18 protein-coding genes are annotated in these 23,566 nt (G+C 64.9%); 8 read left to right on the plus strand and 10 right to left on the minus strand.

The features are described from left to right. Window positions 1–2: 2 nt before the first annotated feature. A complete protein-coding gene (dapC, locus tag ACT531_RS04665) occupies window positions 3–1,208 on the minus strand; it encodes a succinyldiaminopimelate transaminase (protein WP_295942075.1) in 1,206 nt (401 codons plus the stop codon). Between the two features lie 362 nt (window positions 1,209–1,570). Between dapC and ACT531_RS04670 the strand changes: the two genes are divergently transcribed. Next, entirely contained in the window at window positions 1,571–2,875 is a 1,305-nt protein-coding gene (locus tag ACT531_RS04670; RefSeq protein WP_476016989.1) for a methyl-accepting chemotaxis protein, read from the plus strand. A gap of 58 nt (window positions 2,876–2,933) precedes the next feature. Here ACT531_RS04670 and rsxB read toward each other — a convergent pair whose 3' ends face one another. The 3 genes from rsxB to ACT531_RS04685 all read right to left on the minus strand — a co-directional run bounded on the left by rsxB (window position 2,934) and on the right by ACT531_RS04685 (window position 6,538). Further along, a complete protein-coding gene (gene rsxB, locus ACT531_RS04675; protein WP_476016653.1) occupies window positions 2,934–3,656 on the minus strand; it encodes an electron transport complex subunit RsxB in 723 nt (240 codons plus the stop codon). Continuing rightward, window positions 3,653–5,233 (minus strand): polyhydroxyalkanoate depolymerase, encoded by a 1,581-nt coding sequence (locus ACT531_RS04680; protein ID WP_476016654.1) that lies wholly within the window; start codon window positions 5,231–5,233, stop codon window positions 3,653–3,655. Before ACT531_RS04680 ends, rsxB begins: the two co-directional genes overlap by 4 nt. A gap of 216 nt (window positions 5,234–5,449) precedes the next feature. Next, entirely contained in the window at window positions 5,450–6,538 is a 1,089-nt protein-coding gene (locus ACT531_RS04685; protein ID WP_476016655.1) for a GTP pyrophosphokinase, read from the minus strand. Window positions 6,539–6,762: 224 nt separating this feature from the next. Between ACT531_RS04685 and ACT531_RS04690 the strand changes: the two genes are divergently transcribed. After that, complete coding sequence (locus tag ACT531_RS04690) at window positions 6,763–9,606, plus strand: bifunctional diguanylate cyclase/phosphodiesterase (RefSeq protein ID WP_476016656.1); 2,844 nt, start codon at window positions 6,763–6,765, stop codon at window positions 9,604–9,606. 51 nt (window positions 9,607–9,657) lie between these two features. Here the strand turns inward: ACT531_RS04690 and ACT531_RS04695 are convergent, their stop codons facing one another. The 3 genes from ACT531_RS04695 to ACT531_RS04705 all read right to left on the minus strand — a co-directional run bounded on the left by ACT531_RS04695 (window position 9,658) and on the right by ACT531_RS04705 (window position 12,691). Further along, window positions 9,658–10,197: a GNAT family N-acetyltransferase gene (locus ACT531_RS04695; RefSeq protein WP_476016990.1), complete on the minus strand. Its 540-nt coding sequence runs from the start codon at window positions 10,195–10,197 to the stop codon at window positions 9,658–9,660. 40 nt (window positions 10,198–10,237) lie between these two features. Then, on the minus strand, window positions 10,238–11,224 hold the full coding sequence (dusA, locus tag ACT531_RS04700; protein WP_476016991.1) for a tRNA dihydrouridine(20/20a) synthase DusA: 987 nt from the start codon (window positions 11,222–11,224) through the stop codon (window positions 10,238–10,240). A gap of 297 nt (window positions 11,225–11,521) precedes the next feature. Then, complete coding sequence (locus tag ACT531_RS04705; RefSeq protein WP_476016657.1) at window positions 11,522–12,691, minus strand: alkane 1-monooxygenase; 1,170 nt, start codon at window positions 12,689–12,691, stop codon at window positions 11,522–11,524. Between the two features lie 322 nt (window positions 12,692–13,013). Between ACT531_RS04705 and ACT531_RS04710 the strand changes: the two genes are divergently transcribed. After that, the gene (locus ACT531_RS04710; protein WP_476016658.1) at window positions 13,014–13,601 is read left to right on the plus strand and encodes a lysophospholipid acyltransferase family protein; all 588 of its coding nucleotides are present in this window, start codon (window positions 13,014–13,016) and stop codon (window positions 13,599–13,601) included. Window positions 13,602–13,693: 92 nt separating this feature from the next. Here ACT531_RS04710 and ACT531_RS04715 read toward each other — a convergent pair whose 3' ends face one another. Beyond that, window positions 13,694–14,146, minus strand: a complete 453-nt coding sequence (locus ACT531_RS04715; protein ID WP_476016659.1) for an Lrp/AsnC family transcriptional regulator — start codon at window positions 14,144–14,146, stop codon at window positions 13,694–13,696. 169 nt (window positions 14,147–14,315) lie between these two features. Between ACT531_RS04715 and ACT531_RS04720 the strand changes: the two genes are divergently transcribed. Then, a complete protein-coding gene (locus ACT531_RS04720; protein WP_476016660.1) occupies window positions 14,316–15,437 on the plus strand; it encodes a saccharopine dehydrogenase family protein in 1,122 nt (373 codons plus the stop codon). 16 nt (window positions 15,438–15,453) lie between these two features. On the opposite strand, the gene ACT531_RS04725 is transcribed toward ACT531_RS04720, so the two are convergent. Both ACT531_RS04725 and ACT531_RS04730 read right to left on the minus strand, forming a co-directional pair. Further along, the gene (locus tag ACT531_RS04725) at window positions 15,454–17,310 is read right to left on the minus strand and encodes an AMP-dependent synthetase/ligase (RefSeq protein WP_476016661.1); all 1,857 of its coding nucleotides are present in this window, start codon (window positions 17,308–17,310) and stop codon (window positions 15,454–15,456) included. Window positions 17,311–17,494: 184 nt separating this feature from the next. Beyond that, window positions 17,495–18,130 carry a GntR family transcriptional regulator gene (locus ACT531_RS04730; protein WP_060987715.1) on the minus strand — a complete coding sequence of 212 codons (636 nt, stop codon included), beginning with the start codon at window positions 18,128–18,130 and terminating at the stop codon, window positions 17,495–17,497. Window positions 18,131–18,273: 143 nt separating this feature from the next. Between ACT531_RS04730 and scpA the strand changes: the two genes are divergently transcribed. Genes scpA through ACT531_RS04750 form a run of 4 tightly spaced genes read left to right on the plus strand, consistent with a single transcriptional unit; the run spans window position 18,274 to window position 23,517 of the window. Further along, on the plus strand, window positions 18,274–20,445 hold the full coding sequence (gene scpA / locus ACT531_RS04735) for a methylmalonyl-CoA mutase (RefSeq protein ID WP_476016662.1): 2,172 nt from the start codon (window positions 18,274–18,276) through the stop codon (window positions 20,443–20,445). Between the two features lie 17 nt (window positions 20,446–20,462). Further along, a complete protein-coding gene (locus tag ACT531_RS04740; protein ID WP_476016663.1) occupies window positions 20,463–20,933 on the plus strand; it encodes a GNAT family N-acetyltransferase in 471 nt (156 codons plus the stop codon). After that, window positions 20,930–21,949, plus strand: coding sequence for a methylmalonyl Co-A mutase-associated GTPase MeaB (gene meaB, locus ACT531_RS04745; protein WP_476016664.1), 1,020 nt, complete (start codon window positions 20,930–20,932; stop codon window positions 21,947–21,949). Before ACT531_RS04740 ends, meaB begins: the two co-directional genes overlap by 4 nt. A gap of 35 nt (window positions 21,950–21,984) precedes the next feature. Beyond that, window positions 21,985–23,517, plus strand: coding sequence for an acyl-CoA carboxylase subunit beta (locus ACT531_RS04750; protein WP_476016665.1), 1,533 nt, complete (start codon window positions 21,985–21,987; stop codon window positions 23,515–23,517). Window positions 23,518–23,566 lie beyond the last annotated feature (49 nt).

Raw genomic sequence — 23,566 nt, forward strand, 5'->3', positions numbered from 1 at the left:
GATCAGGCAGTACGGGATTGGATGAATTGCACGATGCGCAGCGCGGCTTCCACGCATTCTTCGGCTTCGGCCACCAGGGCCATGCGCACGCGCTGGGCGCCGGGGTTGCTCCCCTGGGCCTCGCGGGCCAGGTAGCTGCCGGGCAGCACCGTCACATTGTATTGAGCCAGCAGGGCACGCGCGAACTCGGCATCGTCCATGCCCAGAGCTTCCGGCACCTTGGCCCACAGGTAGAAACCGGCGTCGGGCAGGGCGACTTCCATCACGCCAGCCAGCAGCGGCGTGACCTGGGCAAACTTTTTGCGGTACAGCGTCCGGTTTTCCACCACATGCTTTTCATCGCTCCAGGCGGCGATGCTGGCGGCCTGCACGATGGGGCTCATGGCACTGCCGTGGTAGGTGCGGTAGAGCAAAAAGGACTTGATCAGCGCGGCGTCGCCAGCCACAAAGCCGCTGCGCATGCCGGGCACGTTGCTGCGCTTGGAGAGGCTGGTGAAAGAGATCAGGTTCTTGAAGTGGCCACGCCCCAGTTGCGCCGCAGCCTGCAGGCCACCCAGCGGCGGCTCATCGCGGAAATAGATTTCGCTGTAGCACTCGTCTGAGGCAATCACGAAGCCGTAGCGGTCGCTCAGCTCAAACAGTTTCTTCCACTCGCTGAGCGGCATCACGGCGCCCGTGGGGTTGCCTGGGGAGCAGACGAAGAGCAACTGGGTGCGTTGCCACACTGCCTCGGGCACGGCGTCCCAGTTCACCGCAAAGTTGCGGCTGGGGTCGCTGGCCGCGTAGTACGGCTGGGCGCCCGCCAGCAGGGCGGCGCCTTCGTAGATTTGATAAAACGGATTGGGGCAGACGACCAGCGGCTGGCCTTGGGAGGGATCAATGATGGTCTGCGCGAACGCAAACAGTGCCTCGCGCGAACCGTTGACCGGCAGCACCTGGCTGCCCGGGTCCAGGGTCAGCGCATAGCGCTGTTGTATCCATTGTGTGAAGGCCTCGCGCAGCTTGGGTTCGCCTGCGGTGGCTGGGTAACTGGCCAGTCCGCCCAGGTTGTTACTGAGTGCATCTTTGATGAACTGCGGTGTAGGATGGCGTGGCTCACCCATGCCCAGGCTGATGGGGCTGTAGGCCGCCGGGGGGGTGACTCCCGCAAAGAGTTGCCGCAGCCGCTCGAAGGGGTAGGGCTGGAGATGGGAGAGCAGGGGATTCATGGAGCGACATTATGGGCGAAGGGCGTGCGCCCAAGGCGTGGTGCCAGGTGTCGTCCACGCCATGGCAATGGGCGGGGCAATGCGCTGAGGCGGGCCCCGCGCGCCGGATGGGGTTGTCAATCCGACGTAAGAGCGGACACCTAGCATGGCTCCCTTTCAAAAACGATAACGGAGACAAGATGTCTGGATTCCTACCGCTGCGCCCCGGACTCTGGTGGATGCGCAGGTGGCACCTGCCGGGCAAACTGATCACGCTGGGTGTGTTGATGGCGGGCGCCCTGGCGATGGCCGCCATGGATGCCCCGTGGTGGGCTGTGGCGCTGGCGGGTGCCGTGGTTCTCTATGCCCTGTGCGCTTTGTATATGGGGCTGGCCTCCGACCTGCAGAGCGTGGCGCATGCGATGGAGCAGACCACTCGGGGCGACTTGTCGGCCCGTGCGGGCGCCAACGGACGGGACGAGGTCGGGTCCATGGCCCAATCGCTCGACCGGATGGTGCTCACGCTCTCATCCATGGTGGCGGACATTCGCAGCAACGCGGCACTGGTGGCCCATGCGGGGCAGAGCCTGGCGCAAGGCAACCGCTCCCTGGCTGAACGCACCGAACAGCAAGCCGCCAACCTGGAACAGACGGCTGCCAGCGTGGAGCAGCTTTCGTCGGCCGTGCAGAACAACGCACAGACCGCGCGCAGCGCCGATGCCCGTGCCGCCGAGGTGCGCAAGGCCGCCGACAGCGGGGCCGAGGCCATGGCGCGTGCCGTGCAGTCGGTGGAGGCCATCCAGCAAAGCGCGCGCCGCATGACCGAAATCATCGGTGTCATCGACAGCATTGCGTTTCAGACCAACATCCTGGCCCTGAATGCTGCGGTGGAGGCCGCCCGCGCCGGTGAGCAGGGCCGAGGCTTTGCCGTGGTGGCGGGTGAGGTGCGTACGCTGGCCAAGCGCTCGGGCGACGCGGCGCGCGAGATTCGTGAACTGATCGGCGCCTCGGTCAACCAGGTGGAGGCCAGCGCGGGGCTGATCCGGTCGGCTGGCGAGGGCATTGCCAACATGGCCAGCGGCATTCGCAGCGTGGCGGCCAGCATGACCGAGATCTCCGGCTCCAGCGCCGAGCAAAGCACGGGCTTGAGCGAGGTCAGTTCTGCCGTGCAGCAGCTCGACCAGATCACGCAGCACAACGCCCAGATGGTGGGCCACGCCGTTTCGCAGGCTGAGGCGCTGGAGCACCGCGCCTCCACCCTGTCCCAGGCAGTGGCGGCGTTCCGGCTGCAGCAGGGCACGGCCGATGAGGCTGTTGCGCTGGTGAACAAGGCCGTGGCGCTGCACAAGACCACCTCGCGCGACCAGTTTCTGCGCAGCATCACCGACAAGACGCAGCCCTACCATGACCGCGACATGTACGTGTTTGTGCTGGATGCTGGCGGCACCTACCTGGCCTTTGGCGGCAACCAGGCCAAGGTGGGTACCCGCGTGCAGGACATCCCCGGCATTGCCGGCGACCGGCTGGTGAGCGATATCGTGACCCAGGCCGATCGCGCTCCAGGGTGGGTGGAGTACGACATCACCAACCCGGCCACCGGCGCGGTGCAAACCAAAATGTCCTACGTGAGCCGCGTGGGCGATTGGTACGTGGGCTGCGGCGTGTACAAGTCACTGGCCGCGCGGTAATCCGCAGACAAGCAGTTTCTCGTCCAGCGACCTGGGTGCCGCTTTCAGGGTGTCGCTCTCAGCGCGACCCTTTTTCACGCAGCTGGCGCGCGCGCTCCATGGCGGCGGCAATGGCCGCCTTGCGTGCTTCTATGCCCTCAGCAGCCACTGCAGTGGCCGCCGGGCGCGATAAGGCGGTTGATGACAAGGCGGTTGTTGTGGAATCGGCCTGCGCACCGAATCCATCGTCCTCTGCATCTTCCAGCGGCACCCGCTGGCGGTGCTGTTGGTAGCGCTGCTTGGCTTGAAGTGCCAATGCATCAGACCATGCGGCCCACCCGGTCGCGCCACCGCTAGCGTTGTCGAGCTGGATGCAGTCCACGGGGCAAACGGGGATGCACAGCTCGCACCCTGTGCAGTAGGGCTCGATGACGGTGTGCATTTTCTTGTGGGAGCCCACGATGGCATCGGTGGGGCAGGCCTTGATGCACAAGGTGCAGCCGATGCACCACGCTTCGTCAATGAAAGCCACCGTGCGGGGTCCCTCCACGCCGTGGTCAGCACTCAAAGGCACCACGGCGTGGCCCGTGATGGCGGCGAGGCGCGCGACACCTTCAGCGCCCCCGGGGGGGCACTGGTTGATGGCAGCCTCGCCCTGGGCGATGGCCTGCGCATAGCTTGCACAGTCGGGGTAGCCGCAGCGCGTGCACTGCGTCTGGGGCAGGGCGGCATCGATCCGCGCTGCGAGGTCCGTGAAGGCAGCGTGGGCTGGGGCGGTGCTGGCGGAAGCGGGGTGGCTCAAGCCTTGCGCGCCTTGCTCTTGCCGCTGCTGCGGGTTGACGGCGCCGCCGTGGCGTTGGTCTGGGCCGTGGTCAGGTCGGCAGTGGGCTCCTGGGCGGCACCCGTGGGGGTGGCGGCCGGTTGTACCCAGCGTGTGGCCACCGCCGCGGTACCAGCGGGCTTGGCCGCAGCGCGGGCTGGCGCAGGCTTGGCGGCTGCCTTGGGTGCTTTGGCCGTGGTGGTTTTGGCTACCGGTGCCGCCTTGGCAGGGGCGGGCGAGGGGCTAGCGAGCTTGGGCGCTGCCGGGGCTGCAGCCGAAGCCGCTGGCTTGGCGGGGAGTTCGTGTTCCAGGATGAAAGCGCGCACTTTGGGGTACACGATGTCACGCCAGCGGCGGCCGCTGAAGATGCCGTAATGGCCTGCGCCCTTGGCCTCCAGGTGGCGCTGCTCCTTGCGCACGATGCCGCTGCACAGGTCGTGGGCGGCTTCGGTCTGGCCCGAGCCGGAGATATCGTCCAACTCGCCTTCCACCGTGAACAGGGCGGTGGTCTTGATGTCCTGGGGGCGCACGCGTTCCAGCTTGCCGGCGGGGGAGCGCACGTCCCAAGTGCCATTCACCAGCTTGTAGTCCTGGAACACGGTCTGGATGGTTTCGAGGTAATAGTGCGCATCCATGTCCAGTACGGCGTTGTACTCGTCGTAGAACTTGCGGTGGGCCTCTGCGCTGGCGTCGTCGCCCTTGATCAGGTTCTTGAAGTAATCGTAGTGGCTGGACGCATGGCGGTCCGGGTTCATGGCCACAAAGCCGGTGTACTGCAAAAAGCCGGGGTAAACGCGGCGGCCGGCGCCAGGGAATTTCTCCGGCACGCGGTAGATCACGTTGTTCTCAAACCATTCGTAGCTGCGGTTGGTGGCCAGGTTGTTCACCGCCGTGGGCGACTTGCGGGCGTCGATGGGGCCACCCATCATGGTCATGGTCAGGGGCGTCTTCTCGCCGCGGCTGGCCATCAGCGACACAGCAGCCAGCACCGGCACCGTGGGCTGGCAGACGCTGATCACGTGGCAGTTGCCGTAGATGCCTTGCAGATGGCGGATGAAGTCCTGCACATAGTTGACGTAGTCGTCGAGGTGGAACTCACCCTCCGACAGCGGCACCAGGCGAGCGTTTTTCCAGTCGGTGATGTAGACCTTGTGGTCCTTGAGCATGGTGCGTACGGTGTCGCGCAGCAGCGTGGCGTAGTGGCCCGACAGCGGCGCCACGATGAGCACCACGGGCTGGCCCTTGAGCTTGGTCAGCGTGGCGGGGTCGTCCGAAAAGCGCTTGAAGCGGCGCAGTTCGCAAAACGGCTTGTCCACCTCGATCCGCTCATGGATAGCGACGCCAATGCCGTCCACATCGACCGTGTGGATGTCGAAAGCAGGCTTTTCGTAATCCTTGCCCAGGCGGTAGAGCAGGTCGTAGCCGGCGGCCATGCGCTGGGCCACCGAGGTCTGGCTCAGCGGCGAGACCGGGTTGCTGAATAACTTGGAAGCCGCCTGCGCAAAATCTGTGAAGGGCTCCATCAAGGAGCGCTGCGTTTCGTAGAGGTGGTACAGCATGGGGCGAAACTCCGTTTTGTTGCAGTGCAATATAGCAGCACTTGGTAACAAGCGCATGGAGTAAAACCACCAATGTCTAGTCGCCTTTGCGACAAACCATCCTGGGCCCCGTTTCAGTGCAGTGGTGCCTCAGGGACCTGCCATACCTCACTCCATAGCCATCAAAATTGATAGCAGCTAGCGCAATACACACTAGCGCTTGCGCCCATTTTGGCTTTATCCCTGCAGCTTGGACTCTGCGTTGTCGTTCAGCCACGCCTCGAACGACTCGCGGGCCGAATTGCGCAGCGCGGGGCGGAAAGCGGTCTTGTTACTCAGGTACAGACAGTGCCGGATCACCGTGTAGGGGTTGAAGCTGGCCTGGGGGTTCTGGTCTTCAAAGTGCTGCTTGTAGCGCTTGACCACGCCAATCGTCTCCCGCATCAGGCTGTTGAATCGGGCGCGCGTCATGCCCGCCGACCAGGCCTGGATGTCGTCCACAAAACCATCCACCTTGGACGGTTCAAACTCGAAGTCCTTGAAGAAATGCGTGGCGATTTTCAGGAAGGTGAAGGCGTTGAGCTCGCTGCTGGGGGCTGCAGCGCGGGCTGGGGCCTGCAAATCCGCGGCCGCGTCGGGTGCGGGTTCGGCAGTTTCGTCCGGGGCCTGCAGCAGTTCTGCCGCTGTGGCATCGCGGATCTGGCGGAACTCCCGGTCGGCCAGTTCGAACAGGGCCGACAGCACGTTGATGCGCCGCTTGAGCTGCCCCGGGATGGATTTTTTGTACTTGATCTTGTGGTCCAGCACGCTCCACGAGTCCTGGATGATGGTGCGCACCTGCAGCTCGAAGGGCCACTGGGCATACGCCGCATGCTCCGGCAGGTCGCGTTCGGCCACACTCAGCCGCAGGTCCAGGTGCAGCCCCTTGTAGCCAAACGACGCCTCGGTGCTCTCCACCGCCGACACCTTGTCGGTCACATCAATGACCGCGAAATGGGCACGCACGATCTGGGCGATCTTTTCCAGCTCGTCTTCATACAGGCACACCACGCGCACGCCGATCAGGTCGGTGATGTAGGCCTGAATGTCGTAGGGCGTGTTGCTTTCTTCCAGCGCAGGCCGGTACTTGCGCACGAACTTGCGCACGCATTCATCCACATCCTTCACCCGGCCCTCGACCTTGGTGATGTCCACGCCGCCCGCCTGGGTCACCACGGTCGCCACGCGCGCCGTGAGCGCTGCGCAGGCGTCTTCCAGCGCTACGGCTTGCGCCGCATACCAGCTGCGAAATTGGGATTCCTCCAGATCGAAATCAAGCGATGCCATGCCAGGCCTTTGGGTTGAGTGTTGCCGGGTTGATTGGTGAGAGCTGGTGCGCAGGCACGGGACTGCCGCACAGCGGGTGCGAGCATAGCCGTGCAGCGTTCGCAAGCAGTGTGCAGTTTGCGCGCAAATGCCCCTTTTCGGCGCAGGACAGATGCTGATAATGGTGCAGCCCCTCGGGTCCACAGCCTGTGTACCGCCGACGCGCCTCCACCACCCAGGATGCCATGACACCAGAACCCGCTCCGCACACCGATGCGCCTGCACCGCAGGGGCCGGTGGCGTGGGCGCCCGACGGGGTGGCTGGCACGAGCTACCACCGTTGGTTGCCCGTGGTGCTGCCCCCGCTGATTGCGCTGCTGACCTTGGGCCTGACCTTTCTGTACTGGCAGAGCGAAGAGAAGAACACGCGGGCCAAGCGCGAGCAGAACTTTGAGGTGGCGGCCGACCAGATCGCCTACAACCTCAAGGACCGCATGGCGACCTACGAGGTGGTGCTGCGCGGGGTCAAAGGCTACTTTGAAGGCTCGGAGCGCATCGACCGCGCTGAGTTCCAGGCCTATGTAAGTGCGCTGCAGTTGCAGGCCACCCGGCCCGGGCTGCAGGGGGTCTCGCTGATCCTGCAGTTCCCCGGCAATGCGCTGACCGCCCACCTGGAGGACATGCGCCAGCGGGGCTTCGACCAATATGCGGTGCGCCCGCCCGGCGAGCGCGCACTGATGGCCCCCATCACGCACATCGAACCGCTGGAGGGCCCCAATCTCAAGGCCCTGGGCTTTGATGTACTGACCCTTCCACCCGCCAAGGAGGCGCTGGACCGGGCCCGCGACACCGGAGCGCTGGCGCTGTCCGGGCGGCTGACCCTGATGCAAAACGCGGCTCCGGGGCTGGTGATGTACATGCCCCTGTACCGCGCTGATGCCGACAACGGCACCGTGGAGGGCAGGCGGCGAGGGCTGGCGGGCTGGGTGTCGGCGCCGTTTCGCATGGAGGATGTGATCCACGGCATGTCCCGTGAATTTGACGCCGACATCGGCCTGCAGATCATCGACAGCACCCCGGGCGCGGGGGCCGTGTCCCCCGTTGCCATCGCTGGAGACGCCGGTGCCGCCGCAGGTGTGCAGCTGTTCAGCAACCTCAAGGCGCCGGCCCTGGGGGCGGGTGGGCAGCCTTTGCAGGCGCAGCGCGAGCTGGAGCTGGGAGGGCGGCGCTGGACCTTGCAGATGGCGCCCCAGCCGGGCTTTGTACAGCGCTTTCAGGACGATGGGCACCACCCGGTGGCGCTGCTGGGCACGGTGCTGAGCCTGATCCTGGCCTGGTTCACCTGGCTGCTGGCCACGGGGCGCGAGCGTGCCGTGGCCCTGGCACGGGACATGACGGCCGAGCTGCGCGCCACCCGCGACGACCTCGAAAGCACGCTCAGCGCCATTCCTGACCTGTTGTTTGAGCTGGGGCTGGACGGCTGCATCCACCACTACCGTTCGGCCCGATCGGGAGAGCTGGCGGTGCCGCCCGAGATGTTTCTGGGCCGCCTGCTGCGCGATGTAGTGCCGCCGGAGGCCGTTGCTGGCTGCCATGTGGCCCTGCAAGCGGCGCACCACACCGGGTATTCGTCAGGCCACCAGTTCCGGCTGGAGCTGGGCGGCGTGACCCACTGGTTTGAGTTGTCGATTGCGCGCAAGGAGAGTGCTGCGCCTGGCGACGAACCCCGGTTCATCGCGCTGTCGCGCGACATCACCGAGCGCAAGCAGGCCGAGGCGCGCTCACACCAGCTAGCGTACTTTGATGCGCTTACCGGCCTGCCCAACCGGCGCATGCTGCTGGACCGCATGGAACACGCTTTGGCCAATGCGCAAAAGGCCGCCCAGGTGGGGGCCGTGCTCTACATCGACCTGGACAATTTCAAGCAGATCAACGACGCGCGGGGGCACACGGTGGGCGACATGCTGCTGATGCAGGTGGCGCAGCGGCTCACGCAGTTGCAACGCCCGGGCGACACCGTGGCGCGCCTGGGTGGGGACGAGTTTGTGGTGCTGGTGCACAACGTGGCGTCGGACATGGAGTCCGCCGGGCGCGCCGCGCTGCTGGTGGCCGAAGAAATGCGTACCGCGCTGGAGGCGCCGTACACCATCGACACCCACCTCTACAGCACCACCGGCAGCATCGGCATCACGCTCTTCCCCAAGCGGGGCGAGGGTGTGGAAGACCTGCTGCGAGAGGCCGACACGGCCATGTACCGCGCCAAGGACCTGGGGCGCAACCGCATCCGCTTTTATGAGGCCGCCATGCAGGCCGACGTGCAGGAGCGCCTGGCGCTGGAGCAAGACCTGAAAAAAGCGCAGGCGCTGGGCCAACTGGCGGCCTTTGTGCAAAACCAGGTGGATGCGGCCGGCAACGTGGTGGGCGGCGAGTTGCTGATGCGCTGGGACCACCCCGTGCGCGGCAACGTCCCGCCCAGCCGCTTCATCCCCATTGCCGAGGCCTCGGGCCTGATCCTGCGCATGGGTGACTGGATGATCCAGCAGGCCTGCGAAACCCTGGCTCGCCTGCAGGGGGCAGGGCATGCGCTGTCGCTCTCGGTCAACGTGAGCGAGCGGCAGTTTCGCCAGGACGACTTTGTCGAGCGCGTGCGCCACATCCTGGCCCACACCGGCGCCAACCCGGCCCTGCTGATCCTGGAGGTGACCGAAAGCCTGTTGATCGAAGACCTGGACGACACCATTGCCCGCATGACCGAGATCGTGCAGCTGGGTGTGCGCTTTTCCATCGACGACTTTGGCACCGGCTATTCGAGCCTGGCCTACCTCAAGCGGCTCCCGCTGTACGAGCTGAAGATCGACAAGAGCTTTGTGGACGACACACCCGACGACCCCAACGACACAGCCATCGTGCAGTCCATCATCTCGGTGGCCCGCCACCTCAACTTGCGTGTAGTGGCCGAGGGGGTGGAGACACGCGCCCAGGCCGATTTTCTCGTTGAGAGCCAGTGCGAGTGCCTACAGGGCTACCTGTTCGGTCGGCCTGAGCCGCTGGCGGCGTGGGTGGGGCGGTTGGAGTCCCGGTCATCTTGATCGTGGACTCCGTGCACAAGCGTTCTGGAGAGTGCAGACAACTTCTCTGACTCAATCGGCCACGAGGGCCCAGCGCTCGTGGTCGCGCCAGCGGCCATTGATCTTGAGGTAGCCGGGCGAAAACCCTTCTTGCTGAAATCCGCAGCTGCGCACCAGTGCGATGGACGCTTCATTACCGGGCTGGATGTTGGCTTCCAGCCGGTGCAACTTCAGTGTGCCAAAGGCATAGCGCAACAGATGCCGCAAACCCACGCTCATCAGCCCCCGGCGCTCAAACCCTGCAAAGATGTAATAGCCCAGGTAGGCGCTGCAAAAGTCGCCCATCACGATCTGGGAAAGGTTGAAGACCCCTGCGATTTGCTCACTGCCATCATGCTGTTCCGGCGTACACACCAACAACGCCCGGTGCGTGGGCAGATTCATTTGGGCGAGATAGCTGGCAAACGCTTCCGGGGTTGAAGGGGCTGAAGTCCAGGGCGCGTGCAGCGTGCTGCTGTGCTGGGCCAGTGCAACAAACCGTGCGCCATCAGCCGCGACGGGCGGGCGCAAACACACCCGCACTGTGGACGGACTATTCGCACGTTTGCTCATCACCGCCTGCGTTACAGCTCCGACCAGTCGATGATTCAGTTCAGACCGACAACGCCGGTTGCGCGTGAGCGGCTTCTGACTCGGCCGTTCCACTTACATAGGCCTGCATCGCTAACGCATGCACCTCCCGCGCGGGGCGGTCCTTGAGCAGGTGGTTGCTCCACACCTGGCGCCAGATTCGGGCGCCGGGCAGGCTGTGGCGCAGGCCCAGCATGTGGCGGGCGATGTGGGGCCAGGGGGTGCCATGCTGCGCGGCTTCGCGCTCCATGTACTCGACCATGGCCAGCTCCACTTCCTCGCGGGTCAGGGGGCATGGGGCGCCGCCGTAGTAAAGCTGGTCCCAGCGCGCCAGCCACCAGGGGTTATGGTACGCCTCGCGGCCGATCATCACGCCGTCCAGATGTTGCAACTGCTCCTGCACCACGTCATCGGTGGTGATGCCGCCGTTGATGGCAATGGTGAACCGCGGAAACTCGGCCTTCAGGCGGTGCACCACCTCGTAGCGCAAGGGCGGAATGTCGCGGTTTTCCTTCGGGCTCAGGCCCTGCAGCCAGGCGTTGCGCGCATGCACGATGAACACGGTGCAGCCTGCCTCGGCCACGGTGCCGATGAAGTCGCGCACAAAGCCGTAGTCCTCCACCTTGTCGATACCGATGCGGTGCTTGACGGTGACGGGCACGCTCACCACGTCCTTCATGGCCTTCACGCAGTCGGCCACCAGCTGGGGGGCCTTCATCAGGCTGGCTCCAAAGGCGCCGCGCTGCACGCGGTCGCTGGGGCAACCGCAGTTCAGGTTGATTTCGTCGTAGCCCCATTCCTCACCCAGCCTGGCGGCCTGGGCCAGTTTGTCGGGCTCGTTGCCGCCCAGCTGCAGGGCCACGGGGTGCTCTTCGGCGTTGTAGCGCAGGTGGCGCTCGGTGCCGCCATACAGAATGCCGCCTGCGTTCACCATCTCGGTGTACAGCAGGGTCTGGCGGGTCAGCAGCCGGTGAAAGTAACGGCAGTGGCGGTCAGTCCAGTCCATCATGGGGGCGACGGACATGCGCCAGGGGCTCAGGGTGGTTTCCACGGGCAAACAGCAAAGGCGGGGAGGGAAGGTTCTGCAGCAGAGCGGCCCCTCTGGTCGGGGGCGCTGCGGGGCTGCAGGTGCGAGCCCAGGATTATCCCACTGGCTGCGCTATAGGTGTCGCAGGAGGTTTTTGAGTCAAAACAGATGCAGGTGCTAGTGCTGATTGCGCTGCGTGCTATCAATAATGAAGTGCAAGGGCCGAGGTGTTTGGCCCAGCCGACGTCCTGTGAACGGTCGCCACCCCGTCCAGCCGTCCTAACCCAGGTCGCGCAACCCGTATTTCCGCGCGATCGCGGCCCGCTGGCGCGGGTCGATGTTGATGTGGGCGGCATCGCGGCCCACTTGGGCCAGCAGGCGCGGATCCATCACGCGGCGCCATAGGGGCGGCACATAGGCCAGCGTGAACATGCCGAAGTAGCCGATGGGCAGTTGCGGCACATCGTCAAAGTGGCGCAGCGACTGGTAGCGGCGCAGCGGGTGGGCATGGTGGTCGGAGTGTCGCTGCAGATGGAACAGGGCCCAGTTGGAGAACACATGGTTGCTGTTCCACGAATGCTGGGGGCGGCAAGGTTCGTAGCGGCCGCTGGCGTCCTTGCGGCGCAGCAGCCCGTAGTGCTCGACGTAGTTGGCCGAGGTCAGCTGAAAGTTGGCCCAGAACGACGCCGCGAGCAAAAACGGCAGGATCGCCACACCCAGCCACAGCGCCAGCCCGGCCCACAGCAGCGCCGTGACGAGCGCGGGCTGCAGGATCTCGTTGTGCCATGTAAGCAGCGGCAGGTGCTGGCGGGCCAGGCGGTCTTTCTCCAGCGCCCAGGCGCGGCGTGCGGCGCCGGGCATCTCGCGCAGCACAAAGCGGTAGATGGACTCGCCCATGCGCGACGAAGCCGGGTCGGCCGGGGTGGCCACGTCGCGGTGGTGGCCCCGGTTGTGTTCGATAAAGAAGTGTCCATAGGCCGTGGGCGCCAGCACCAGCTTGGCCAGCCAGCGCTCCAGCGCCGTGTTCTTGTGGCCCAGCTCATGCCCCAGGTTGATGCAGAACCCGCCCACTGTGCCGGTGGTCAAGACCATCGCCAGCACGCCGTGCCAGGGCAGGGGCTGCGTGGCCACCCACCAAGCGCGGAAGAGGAAGGCCGCCCACAGCACCGGCACCAGCAAAAAGGTGATGCGGCGGTAGTACCGGTCGTTTTCCAATGCAGGCACGGCGGATTCGGGCGGGTTGCTCTGGTCCACGCCCAGCACCCAGTCCAGCAACGGGGCGACGAGGTAGAAAAACGCCACCGGCGCCCACAGCGACAGCGGATTGCCCGTCCAGGCCATCAACGCCGGGCCTACGCCCACGGTGCAGGGCACCACCAGCGACAGCAGCCATGCATACCGCTTGCGGTCGCGGTAGTGCGGGGTGGTGGGGCGCTGGGCTTGCAGCATGGGGCGGCAGTGAGAACACGGGCCTGCTGGAGGCGAATTCTGGACCTGTGGGGTGCAAACGCCAGCTTTATTTGGCATGGCAGTCGCTGCGACCGAAAACTTGGCGCTAACACCCGTTAGCGCCTATTTTTATTGCCCTAACAGCTATCACAACAATAGCGCCTGGCATGGGGCGAAAGGATGTGATGGCGACGGTCATTTGCCTTGCGTCAAGGCGGGGCATTGCCCTGATCAGCGATACTCGCGGCGCTTTCGATGCCTGCACAGCCCGGGTTTTTCACCCGCTCCAGCGCTCCAGGCCCCGTTCTGTCACCCGTTTCCCATGCACCACACCATTTTTGACACGCCGGTTGTCAACACGCTCCTGCGCGCTTTTTCCCGCTTCACCCTGCGCATCACCGGCTGGAAGGTCGAAGGCGCCTTGCCTGTCCACGCCGCCAAAAGCGTGCTCATTGCCGCACCGCACACCAGCAACTGGGACCTGCCCTACACGCTGATGCTCGCGTTTTCGCTGCGGCTGCGGGTGTACTGGATGGGCAAACACAGCCTGTTCAAGGCGCCGTTTGGCGGGGTGATGCGCTGGCTGGGCGGCATCCCGGTGGACCGCAGCCAGGCCAACAACCTCGTCGCCAGCTCGGCCCAGGCCATGCGCGATGCCGACGGCCCCATGCAGCTCATCGTGCCGCCCGAAGGCACGCGGGGCAAGACGCGGCACTGGAAGACGGGTTTCTACTTCATTGCCCAGCAGGCGGGTGTTCCCATCGTGCTGGCGTTTGTGGACTACGGCCGCAAGGTCGGCGGCCTGGGCCCGGTGTTTGAGCCCACGGGCGATGTGGAGCGGGACATGGCGAGCATCAAGGCGTTTTATGCGCCCATCCGGGGTAAGAACCCGATGCAATTCGAGGCCTGAGTTAGTTGGCTTTTTGAATGAAATCGGCTGCTGGCGCTTATTTAGAAAGCGCTGGCAGCTATCAAAAAAGTAGTAAAAGCGGTGGGCGGTATTCAGGCCCCCACGCTTCGCCTGTCGATCTTGCGGCTGAGCACGATGCTGGTCTGCGTCTGGTGCACGCCGTCCAGTTGGCCCACCTTGTCGAGCAGGGTATCGAGCTGCTCGTGGCTGGTGCAACGCAAGAACACCAGGTAGTCAAACGGCCCGCTCACGGCCGACACCTCTTCGACCTCTACCATCGCCTCCAGCGCGCGCAACACGGCGGGCGCTGTCTTGGGCAGCACGCTGATGCTGCACCAGGCGCGCACGGTGGTGGCGTCTAGCCGCTGACCCAGCCGCACCCCATAGCCCGCGACCACCCCGGAACGCTCCAGCCGCGCAATGCGCGCCACCACGGTGGTGCGGGCCAGCCCCAGCTTGCGGGCGAGCTGGGCCGTGCCCTCGCGCGCGTTGGCCTGCAACAGGCTGAGCAGTTGCCGGTCGGTGTCATCCAGGGGCTGGGTCATGGGTGCTCCGTCCAAAAAGTCATAACGCCCATCATATTCGCCGTTATGGCAAAACAAACTGCTGCTTTCGACGTTTTGAGAGCTACACATTGACAGTGCTGCTGCCTAGCATCAAGGCATCACCAACACCTCGCCGCTGCATGTGGCGAGCACTACCGGGAGCGCTGCCATGACCACCTTTGCCACTACCTCGAACTCCGCCGCCCGCCGCGCCATCACCATCCTGGGGGCGGGCCACATCGGCTTTGCGATGGCGCTCTTGCTGCAGCAGTCCGGCGACTACGACATCCTGGTGGCGGACCGTGATCCGGCCCGCCTGGCCGAAGTGGCGGCGCTGGGGATCTCCACCCGTTTGACCGTGGACGACGCCAGTCTGCAAGCCGCCATCGATGGCCGCTTTGCCGTGCTGAACGCATTGCCCTTCCACCGCGCTGTGCCCGTAGCCACGTTGTGCGCCAGCGCAGGCGTGCATTACTTTGACCTGACCGAAGACGTGGCCAGCACCCAGGCAATCCGCGCCCTGGCCGCCAACGCCCGCAGCGTGCTCATGCCCCAGTGCGGCCTGGCGCCGGGCTTCATCGGCATCGTGGGCAACGATCTGGCCCGGCGTTTTGACACCCTGCACACGCTGCGCATGCGCGTGGGTGCGCTGCCCCGCTATCCGCAGGGCGCCCTGCGCTACAACCTGACCTGGAGCACCGAAGGCCTCATCAACGAATACTGCAACCCCTGCGAAGCCATTGTTGACGGTGTGCGCACCACGGTGCCCGCGCTGGAGGGGCTGGAGACCTTTGCGCTGGACGGTGTGGAGTACGAGGCCTTCAATACCTCGGGCGGGCTGGGCACGCTGACGGAAACCTTGGCGGGCAAGGCGCGGCAGGTGGACTACCAGTCCATCCGCTACCCGGGCCACAACGCCATCCTCAAGCTGCTGCTGAATGACCTGCGCTTGCGCGACCGGCGCGATCTGCTCAAGGACATTCTCGAAACCGCCATCCCCACCACCGACCAGGATGTGATCGTGGTGTTTGCCACCGCCTCAGGCCTCAAGGGCGGGCGGCTGGTGCAGGACTCGTATTCCGCCCACATCGTGGGCACCGAGGTGGCGGGGCATCGGCTCAGCGCCATCCAGCTCACCACGGCGGCAGGCATCTGCACGGCGCTGGACCTGGTGGCGCAAGGCAAGTTGCCGCAGCAGGGCTTTGTGGGGCAGGAGTCCGTGGCGCTTGCGGACTTCCTGGCCAACCGTTTTGGCTCCGCCTACGCCCGGGAGGGCGAGCTGGTGCACTGAGCCCGTCTTGACTGGCTCAGCGCCCCGGCTTTTGGTACATGCCCTCAATCGCCTCGGCAAAGTGCGCCATCAGGTTGTTGCGCTTGAGCTTGAGCGTGGGGGTCATGAAGGTGTTTTCAATCGTCCACGGCTCCAGCGTCAGGTGCACCGTGCGCGGCACGGCATAGCGGGCAAAGCTGGCGGTGTTCTTTTCGATGCGCGCCAGCACGGCGCGGTGCACGCTGGGGTGGTTCAGGCTGTCCGCCGCCTGGGGGTTCAGGCCCAGGTCGGCCGCCAGGCGCTGCCATTCGCCCGCGTTCAGCACAGCCACACAGGCAATGAATGGGCGGTTTTCGCCCACTACAAAGGCTTGTTCCAGCAACGGGTCAGCCAGCAGGGCCAGTTCCAGGTCGCCGGGGGGGATCTTCTCGCCTGTCGAGGTGACGATGATTTCCTTGATGCGGCCCTTGATGTAAATGCGGCCGTTCACGATGTCGGCCTGGTCGCCCGTGCCTAGCCAGCCGTCGGGGCTCAGGATGCGCGCGGTGTCTTCCGGCCGCTTCCAGTAGCCCTTCATCACAATGGGGCCGCGCACCTGCAGCTCGTGGTTGTCGCCAATGCGCACCTCCACACCGGGCAAGGCCTTGCCCACGCAGGTGGGGTCGTTGTCGTCCAGTGCGTTGACCGACACCACCGGTGCGGTCTCGGTCATGCCGTAGCCCTGAATCAGCGGCAGCCCCAGGCCCAGAAAACACTTGGCAATGGTGGGCGACAGCGGGGCGCCGCCACTCACCGCCACGCGCACACGGCCGCCAAACTGGGCCAGCAAGGGTTTGGCCACCAGGGCCTGCAGCACCGGCCAGGGCAGGGCCGCCATCCAACCTGCAGCCTGGCTGCTGGCATCGGGCGTGGGGGCCGGTAGGCGCTGTGCGGCACAAAACCGGGCCCAGCCCTTGTTCTGCGCGGCTTCGTAGAGCTGCATCTTCCACGGGGTGGGCGAGAGCTTTTCGATCAGCTTGGCGTGGATGCGCTCGTAAATGCGCGGCACCGACACCAGCACAGTGGGGCGTATGGTTTTCAGATCTTCCGCCAGCTGGGCCACAGAGCGCGCATAGGCCACACAACTGCCTGCGGCAATCGGCAGGTAGTAGCCGCCCGTGCGTTCAAAGGTGTGCGACAGCGGCAGGAACGACAGGAACACGTCGTCCACCGTGGGAGCAATGCGCTCCAGCACGGCTTTCACGTCGCTCACCACGTTGCGGTGCGTCAGCATCACGCCCTTGGGTTTGCCGGTGGTGCCAGAGGTGTAGACGATGGCGGCCAGGTCATCGGCCTGCGGGCCCATGCCGGTTGTAGGAGCGCCCGTTTGCCCCGCCCCCGTCAGCCACTGCGCGAGCGAGCCCACGGCCGGGCTGTCGATAGACGCCGGGGTGGGCTTGAAGGCGTCGTCGTCATCGGTAATGACCACGGCGCGCAGGGCTGGGAGCGGCGTGCCCACGGCGCGGATCTTTTCCCACTGCTCGGCCTGGCTCACGATGAGCATCGAGGCCTCGCAGTCGGCCAGGATGTAGGCGATGCTGCCCGGGTTGTCGATGGCGTGCAGCGGCACGGGCACGCCACCAGTGGCCAGCGTGGCCTGGTCGGCGCACATGGCATGCAGGCCGTTGGGCAGCAAGATGGCCACGCGCGCGGCCGGTGGCAGCTGCATGGCGGCGAGGGCTTGGGCCCAGGTGTTCACGCGCTCTGCGGTCTGCGCCCAGGTCAGGCTGGCCCAGGCTTGGCGGGAGGAATCAAACGCCCGGTAGGCCTCGGCCTGGGGGGTGCGGGCGGCGCGGTAGGCCAGGAGCTGGGGCAGCGTTTGCACGCTGGCAATATCGGCGGGGGTAGAGGTCATCAAACTCGGCGGTGGAGGCTGCTGTGGCGTGCGGCGCCACTGCCTCGGTGGAAACCCGGGGGATGATAACGAGCGCAACCTGGGCCGGGCCGTGTGCGATCACCCCATGTGTTGCAAATGGTGCGTTCCTGTTTGCGGAATGATCGTGGCCGCGTGGGTGCATGCCTGCACGGCCCGCAGCACCTCAGGTCGCCGCTTCCAGCCCCTGCGCAAAGTGCGCCTGCATGGCCTTGACCGTGGCCTTGGCGTCGCGCGCCACCATGGCGGCCAGGATGGCGCGGTGCTCGCCCAGCGAATCTTCGATGCGCCCTTGTTTGAAAAGCGAGTTGTGGCGGTTGAGCTTCATCACCTTGCGCAGGTCGGCCACCATCTGGCTGCGCCAGCGGTTGTCGGCCATCTCCAGCAGGTGCATGTGAAAGCGCTCGTTGATGGCAAAGAATTGCTCGCGGTCGGCCACGGCGGCTTCCAGCTCGGCGTGCAGGTCCTGCAGGGTCTTTAACTGGGCGTCGGTGGCGCGCTCGGCCACCACGCCTGCGGCGTCGCTCTCCAGCAGGCTGAGCAGGTGGTACACGTCGCGCAGGTCTTTTTCGCTCATCTCCGTCACATAGGCGCCACGGCGCACCTTCATCGTGACCAGGCCTTCGGCGGCCAGCACCTTCAGCGCTTCGCGCAGTGGCGTGCGGCTGATGCCGAATTCCTCGGCAATCTTGAGCTCGTCGATCCAGCTGCCGGGCTCCAGCTCGCGGCGGAAGATGCGCTGGCGCAATTGCTCGGCCACTTCTTCATAGAGCGCGCGGGGAGTGAGGGTGAGGGCAGACATGGGGCGGATTGTAAGCTGCACGGAATATTTTGAATCAATAATTATGAATGATGTAAACTCGCCGCCACACCACAGTACCTGTGCGGTCACCGCCTGTGCGCCGTGTTGGACGCCCCCATGCCATCTTCGGAGTAGCTTTTGCCATGAGTGACAAACCCACCAACAACGCCCCAGAGTTCGCCGCGTCTTCGCTGGAAGCCTGGGCCAAGGCCGCAGCCAAGTCGGCACCGGGGGGCGATGTCAGCGCCCTCAACTGGGTCACGCCCGATGGCATCACCGTCAAGCCGCTGTACACCGCCGAAGACACGGCCAGCCTGCCTTATGCCAACACGCTGCCGGGTTTTGAACCCTACCTGCGCGGCCCCCAGGCCACCATGTATGCGGTGCGGCCGTGGACCATTCGCCAATACGCAGGCTTTTCGACCGCTGAAGAGTCCAACGCCTTCTACCGCAAGGCGCTGGCCGCAGGCGGGCAGGGCGTGTCGGTGGCGTTTGACCTGGCCACCCACCGGGGCTACGACAGCGATCACCCCCGCGTGACGGGCGATGTGGGCAAGGCCGGTGTGGCGATTGATTCGGTCGAGGACATGAAGATCCTGTTCGACCAGATCCCGCTGGACAAGGTCAGCGTATCGATGACCATGAACGGCGCGGTGCTGCCCGTGCTGGCGGGCTATGTGGTGGCGGCAGAAGAGCAGGGCGTCTCGCAAGACAAGCTCAGCGGAACCATTCAGAACGACATTCTGAAAGAGTTCATGGTGCGCAACACCTACATCTACCCGCCCAAGCCGTCGATGAAGATCATTGGCGACATCATCGAGTACACGGCCAAGAACATGCCGAAGTTCAACTCGATCTCGATCAGCGGTTACCACATGCAGGAAGCCGGGGCCAACCAGGCACTGGAGCTGGCCTTCACCCTGGCCGACGGCAAAGAATATGTGAAGACCGCCATCGCCAAGGGCATGGACGTGGACGAATTCGCCGGGCGCCTGAGTTTCTTCTGGGCCATCGGCATGAACTTTTACCTCGAAGTCGCCAAGATGCGCGCCGCGCGCCTGCTGTGGTGCCGCATCATGAAGGCCACGGGGGCCAAGAACCCCAAGAGCCTCATGCTGCGCACGCACTGCCAGACCTCGGGCTGGAGCCTCACCGAGCAGGACCCCTACAACAACGTGGTGCGCACCACCATCGAGGCCATGGCGGCCGTGTTTGGCGGAACGCAGAGTCTGCACACCAACAGCTTTGACGAAGCCATTGCGCTGCCCACCGAGTTCAGCGCCCGCATTGCGCGCAACACGCAGCTCATCATCCAGGAAGAGACCCACATCACCAACGTGATCGACCCCTGGGCCGGCAGCTACATGATGGAGAAGCTGACCCAGGACATGGCCGACGCGGCCTGGAAGATCATCGAAGAGGTCGAGGCCATGGGTGGCATGACCCAGGCCGTGGACAGCGGCTGGGCCAAGCTCAAGATCGAAGCTGCCGCGGCCGAGAAGCAGGCGCGCATCGACAGTGGCAAGGACGTGATCGTGGGCGTCAACAAGTACAAGCTGACCAAGGAAGACCCGGTCGACATCCTGCAGATCGACAACATGAAGGTGCGTGACGGCCAGATCGCTCGCCTGCAAAAGATCCGTGCAACGCGCGATGCCGCCAAGGTGCAGGCAGCGCTGGATGCGTTGACCGCCGCCGCAGAGAGTGGCGAGGGCAACCTGCTCGATTTGTCCATCCAGGCTGTACGTCTGCGTGCCACCGTGGGCGAGATCAGCGATGCGCTGGAGAAGGTTTTTGGGCGCCATCGCGCCGATACACAAAAGGTGACCGGTGTGTACGCAGCAGCCTATGACTCGGCCGAAGGCTGGGACAAACTCAAGACCGAAATCAACGCCTTTGCCGAAGAACAAGGCCGCCGCCCGCGGGTGATGATCGCCAAGCTGGGCCAGGATGGGCACGACCGGGGCGCCAAGGTGGTGGCCACCGCGTTTGCCGACCTGGGCTTTGACGTGGACATGGGCCCGCTGTTCCAGACCCCCGAGGAGTGCGCGCGCCAGGCGATTGAAAACGACGTGCACGCCGTGGGCGTGAGCACGCTGGCCGCAGGCCACAAGACGCTGGTGCCCGCCATCATCCAGTCGCTCAAGGACCAGGGCGCCGACGACATCATCGTGTTTGTCGGTGGCGTGATCCCGGCGCAGGACTATGAGCACCTGTACGAAGCGGGCGTGAAGGGCATCTACGGCCCTGGAACACCGATTCCGGCCAGCGCCAAGGATGTGCTGGAACAGATTCGCAAGGCTGTGGCTGCGTGAGTTTGGTGGAGTCGTCCATGTTGAGCTTGGGCAGCGTCGCCGCCGGGGACTTCGAGCCCATGGCCGATCTTCGCGCCGAAGCCCTGCGCGAAAGCCTGGAGCGCCTGGGCCGTTTTGACCCGGTGCGCGTGCGGGAGCGCTTGCGCAGCGCGTTCGAGCCTGCGTGCATGCGGCACATCCTCATCAGCGGCGAGCGTGTGGGCTACCTCACGCTCATTCCGCACGCAGGATCAAACAGCCTGCGCTTGCATCACCTCTACATCCACCCGGCTTCTCAGGGGCGCGGTGTGGGGACCTGGGCGCTGGAATGGGTCAAGGCACAGGGTCGGGCTGCGGGTCAGGACATCACGCTGGGTGCGCTGCGCGGCAGCGACGCCAACCGCTTCTACTTGCGCCATGGCTTCCGGCTGGTGGAAGAGCAGGAGTTCGATCTGGAGTACCGGTGGAGCCCGGAGTTCGATGCACGCACGGCGGAGGTTGCACCATGAACCTCTACCAAGGAGTCGTGGGCCAACCCGGCCCCCTTCAACGCCGCGCTATGTCCAAGGCCATCACGCTGCTCGAATCGACGCGGGTGGACCACCGCGCCCAAGCCGACGAGCTGCTGACCCAGCTGCTCCCGCACACGGGAAAGGCCTTCCGCCTGGGCATCAGCGGCGTGCCCGGCGTGGGCAAGTCCACCTTCATCGAAGCCCTGGGCCTCTACCTGATCGGCCAAGGTCACCGCGTGGCCGTGCTCACCATCGACCCCTCCAGCACCGTCTCGGGCGGCTCCATCCTGGGCGACAAGACGCGCATGGAGCACCTGTCGGTGCACGAAAAGGCCTACATCCGCCCCAGCCCCAGCAGCGGCACGCTGGGCGGCGTGGCTGAGAAGACGCGCGAGGCCATGCTGGTCTGCGAGGCCGCAGGCTACGACGTGGTGATCGTCGAAACCGTGGGCGTGGGCCAGAGCGAGATCGCGGTGGCGGGCATGACGGACATGTTTGTGCTGATGCAGCTGCCCAACGCGGGCGACGACCTGCAGGCCATCAAGAAGGGCGTGATGGAGATTGCCGACCTGGTGGTCATCAACAAGGCCGACATCGACAAGAACGCCGCCACACGGGCCGAGGCACAAATCACCTCCAGCCTGCGCCTCTTGAGCCAGCACGGCAACCCGGAAAACGCGCACCACGACGAAACGCTGTGGCACCCGAAGGTAGTGCAAATCAGCGCGCTGCTGGGGCAGGGCGTAGACAGCTTCTGGGCCGCCGTCACGCAGTTCCGCCAGCTGCAAACCGCCAACGGACGCCTGGCCACGCGGCGCGAAAAGCAGGCGCTGTCCTGGATGTGGGAGCGCATCGACGCAGGCCTCAAGCTCGCGTTTCGCCAGCACCCGCAGGTGCGTGAGCTACTGCCCCAGATGCAGGCCGATGTGGCCGCAGGACGCATTGCGGCATCGACTGCAGCACGAAATCTGCTGCTAGCGCAATCCAATCATGCGCTGGCAGCTATCAAATAAATAGTAGACACCAACCCATTCACCAAAGGACGACCATGCAAGACATCCTGGAGCAACTGGAGAAAAAGCGTGCCCTGGCACGCCTGGGCGGCGGGCAAAAGCGCATTGATGCGCAGCACGCCAAGGGCAAGCTCACGGCGCGCGAGCGCATTGAGCTGCTGCTGGACGACGGCACGTTCGAAGAATGGGACATGTTCGTCGAACACCGCTGCACCGACTTTGGCATGGAGGACAACAAGATCCCCGGCGACGGTGTGGTGACAGGCTACGGCATGATCAATGGCCGCCTGGTGTTCGTGTTCAGCCAAGACTTCACGGTGTTTGGCGGTGCGCTCAGCGAAACCCACGCCGAAAAGATCTGCAAGGTGATGGACCAGGCCATGAAGGTCGGCGCTCCGGTCATCGGCCTGAACGACTCGGGCGGCGCCCGCATCCAGGAAGGTGTCGCGTCCCTCGGCGGCTATGCCGACGTGTTTCAGAAGAACGTGCTGGCCAGCGGCGTGATCCCGCAGATCAGCATGATCATGGGCCCCAGCGCCGGTGGCGCCGTGTACTCGCCCGCCATGACGGACTTCATCTTCATGGTCAAGGATTCGAGCTACATGTTCGTGACAGGCCCCGAAGTCGTCAAGACCGTGACGCACGAAGAAGTGACGGCCGAGGAACTGGGCGGCGCCGTGACGCACACCACCAAGAGCGGCGTGGCCGACATGGCGTTCGAGAACGACGTGGAGGCGCTGATGATGCTGCGCCGCCTGTACAACTACCTGCCGCTCAACAACCGCGAGAAGGCACCGGTGCGCCCCAGCAACGACCCGGCCGACCGCATGGACTTGAGCCTGGACACCCTGGTGCCCGAGAACCCCAACAAGCCCTACGACATGAAGGAGCTGATCCTCAAGACTGTGGACGATGGCGACTTCTTCGAGTTGCAGCCCGAGTACGCCAAGAACATCATCATCGGCTTTGCCCGCATGGAAGGCCAGACCGTGGGCATCGTGGCCAACCAGCCGCTGGTGCTGGCGGGCTGCCTGGACATCAAGTCGAGCATCAAGGCCGCACGTTTTGTGCGCTTTTGCGACGCGTTCAACATCCCTGTGGTCACGTTTGTGGACGTGCCCGGCTTCATGCCCGGCACCAGCCAGGAATACGGCGGCATCATCAAACACGGCGCCAAGCTGCTGTACGCCTATGCCGAGTGCACCGTGCCCAAGATCACCGTCATCACACGCAAGGCCTACGGCGGTGCGTACGACGTGATGAGCAGCAAACACCTGCGCGGCGACGTGAACCTGGCTTGGCCCAACGCAGAAATCGCGGTGATGGGCGCCAAGGGTGCGGTGGAAATCATCTTCCGCGAAGACAAGAACGACCCCGTGAAGCTGGCCGCGCGTGAGGCCGAATACAAGCAGCGTTTTGCCAACCCGTTTGTGGCCGGGGCGCGCGGCTTTATCGACGATGTGATCCTGCCGCACGAGACGCGCAAGCGCATCTGCCGCAGTCTGGTGATGCTGCGGGACAAGAAGCTCGAAAACCCATGGCGCAAGCACGGCAACATTCCGCTGTAGGACTCCCAATGGTTACCGCGCGTTTTGATCCACAAAGCTACTCGGGCCT

It is taken from the genome of Acidovorax sp. DMC1 (assembly GCF_056314325.1).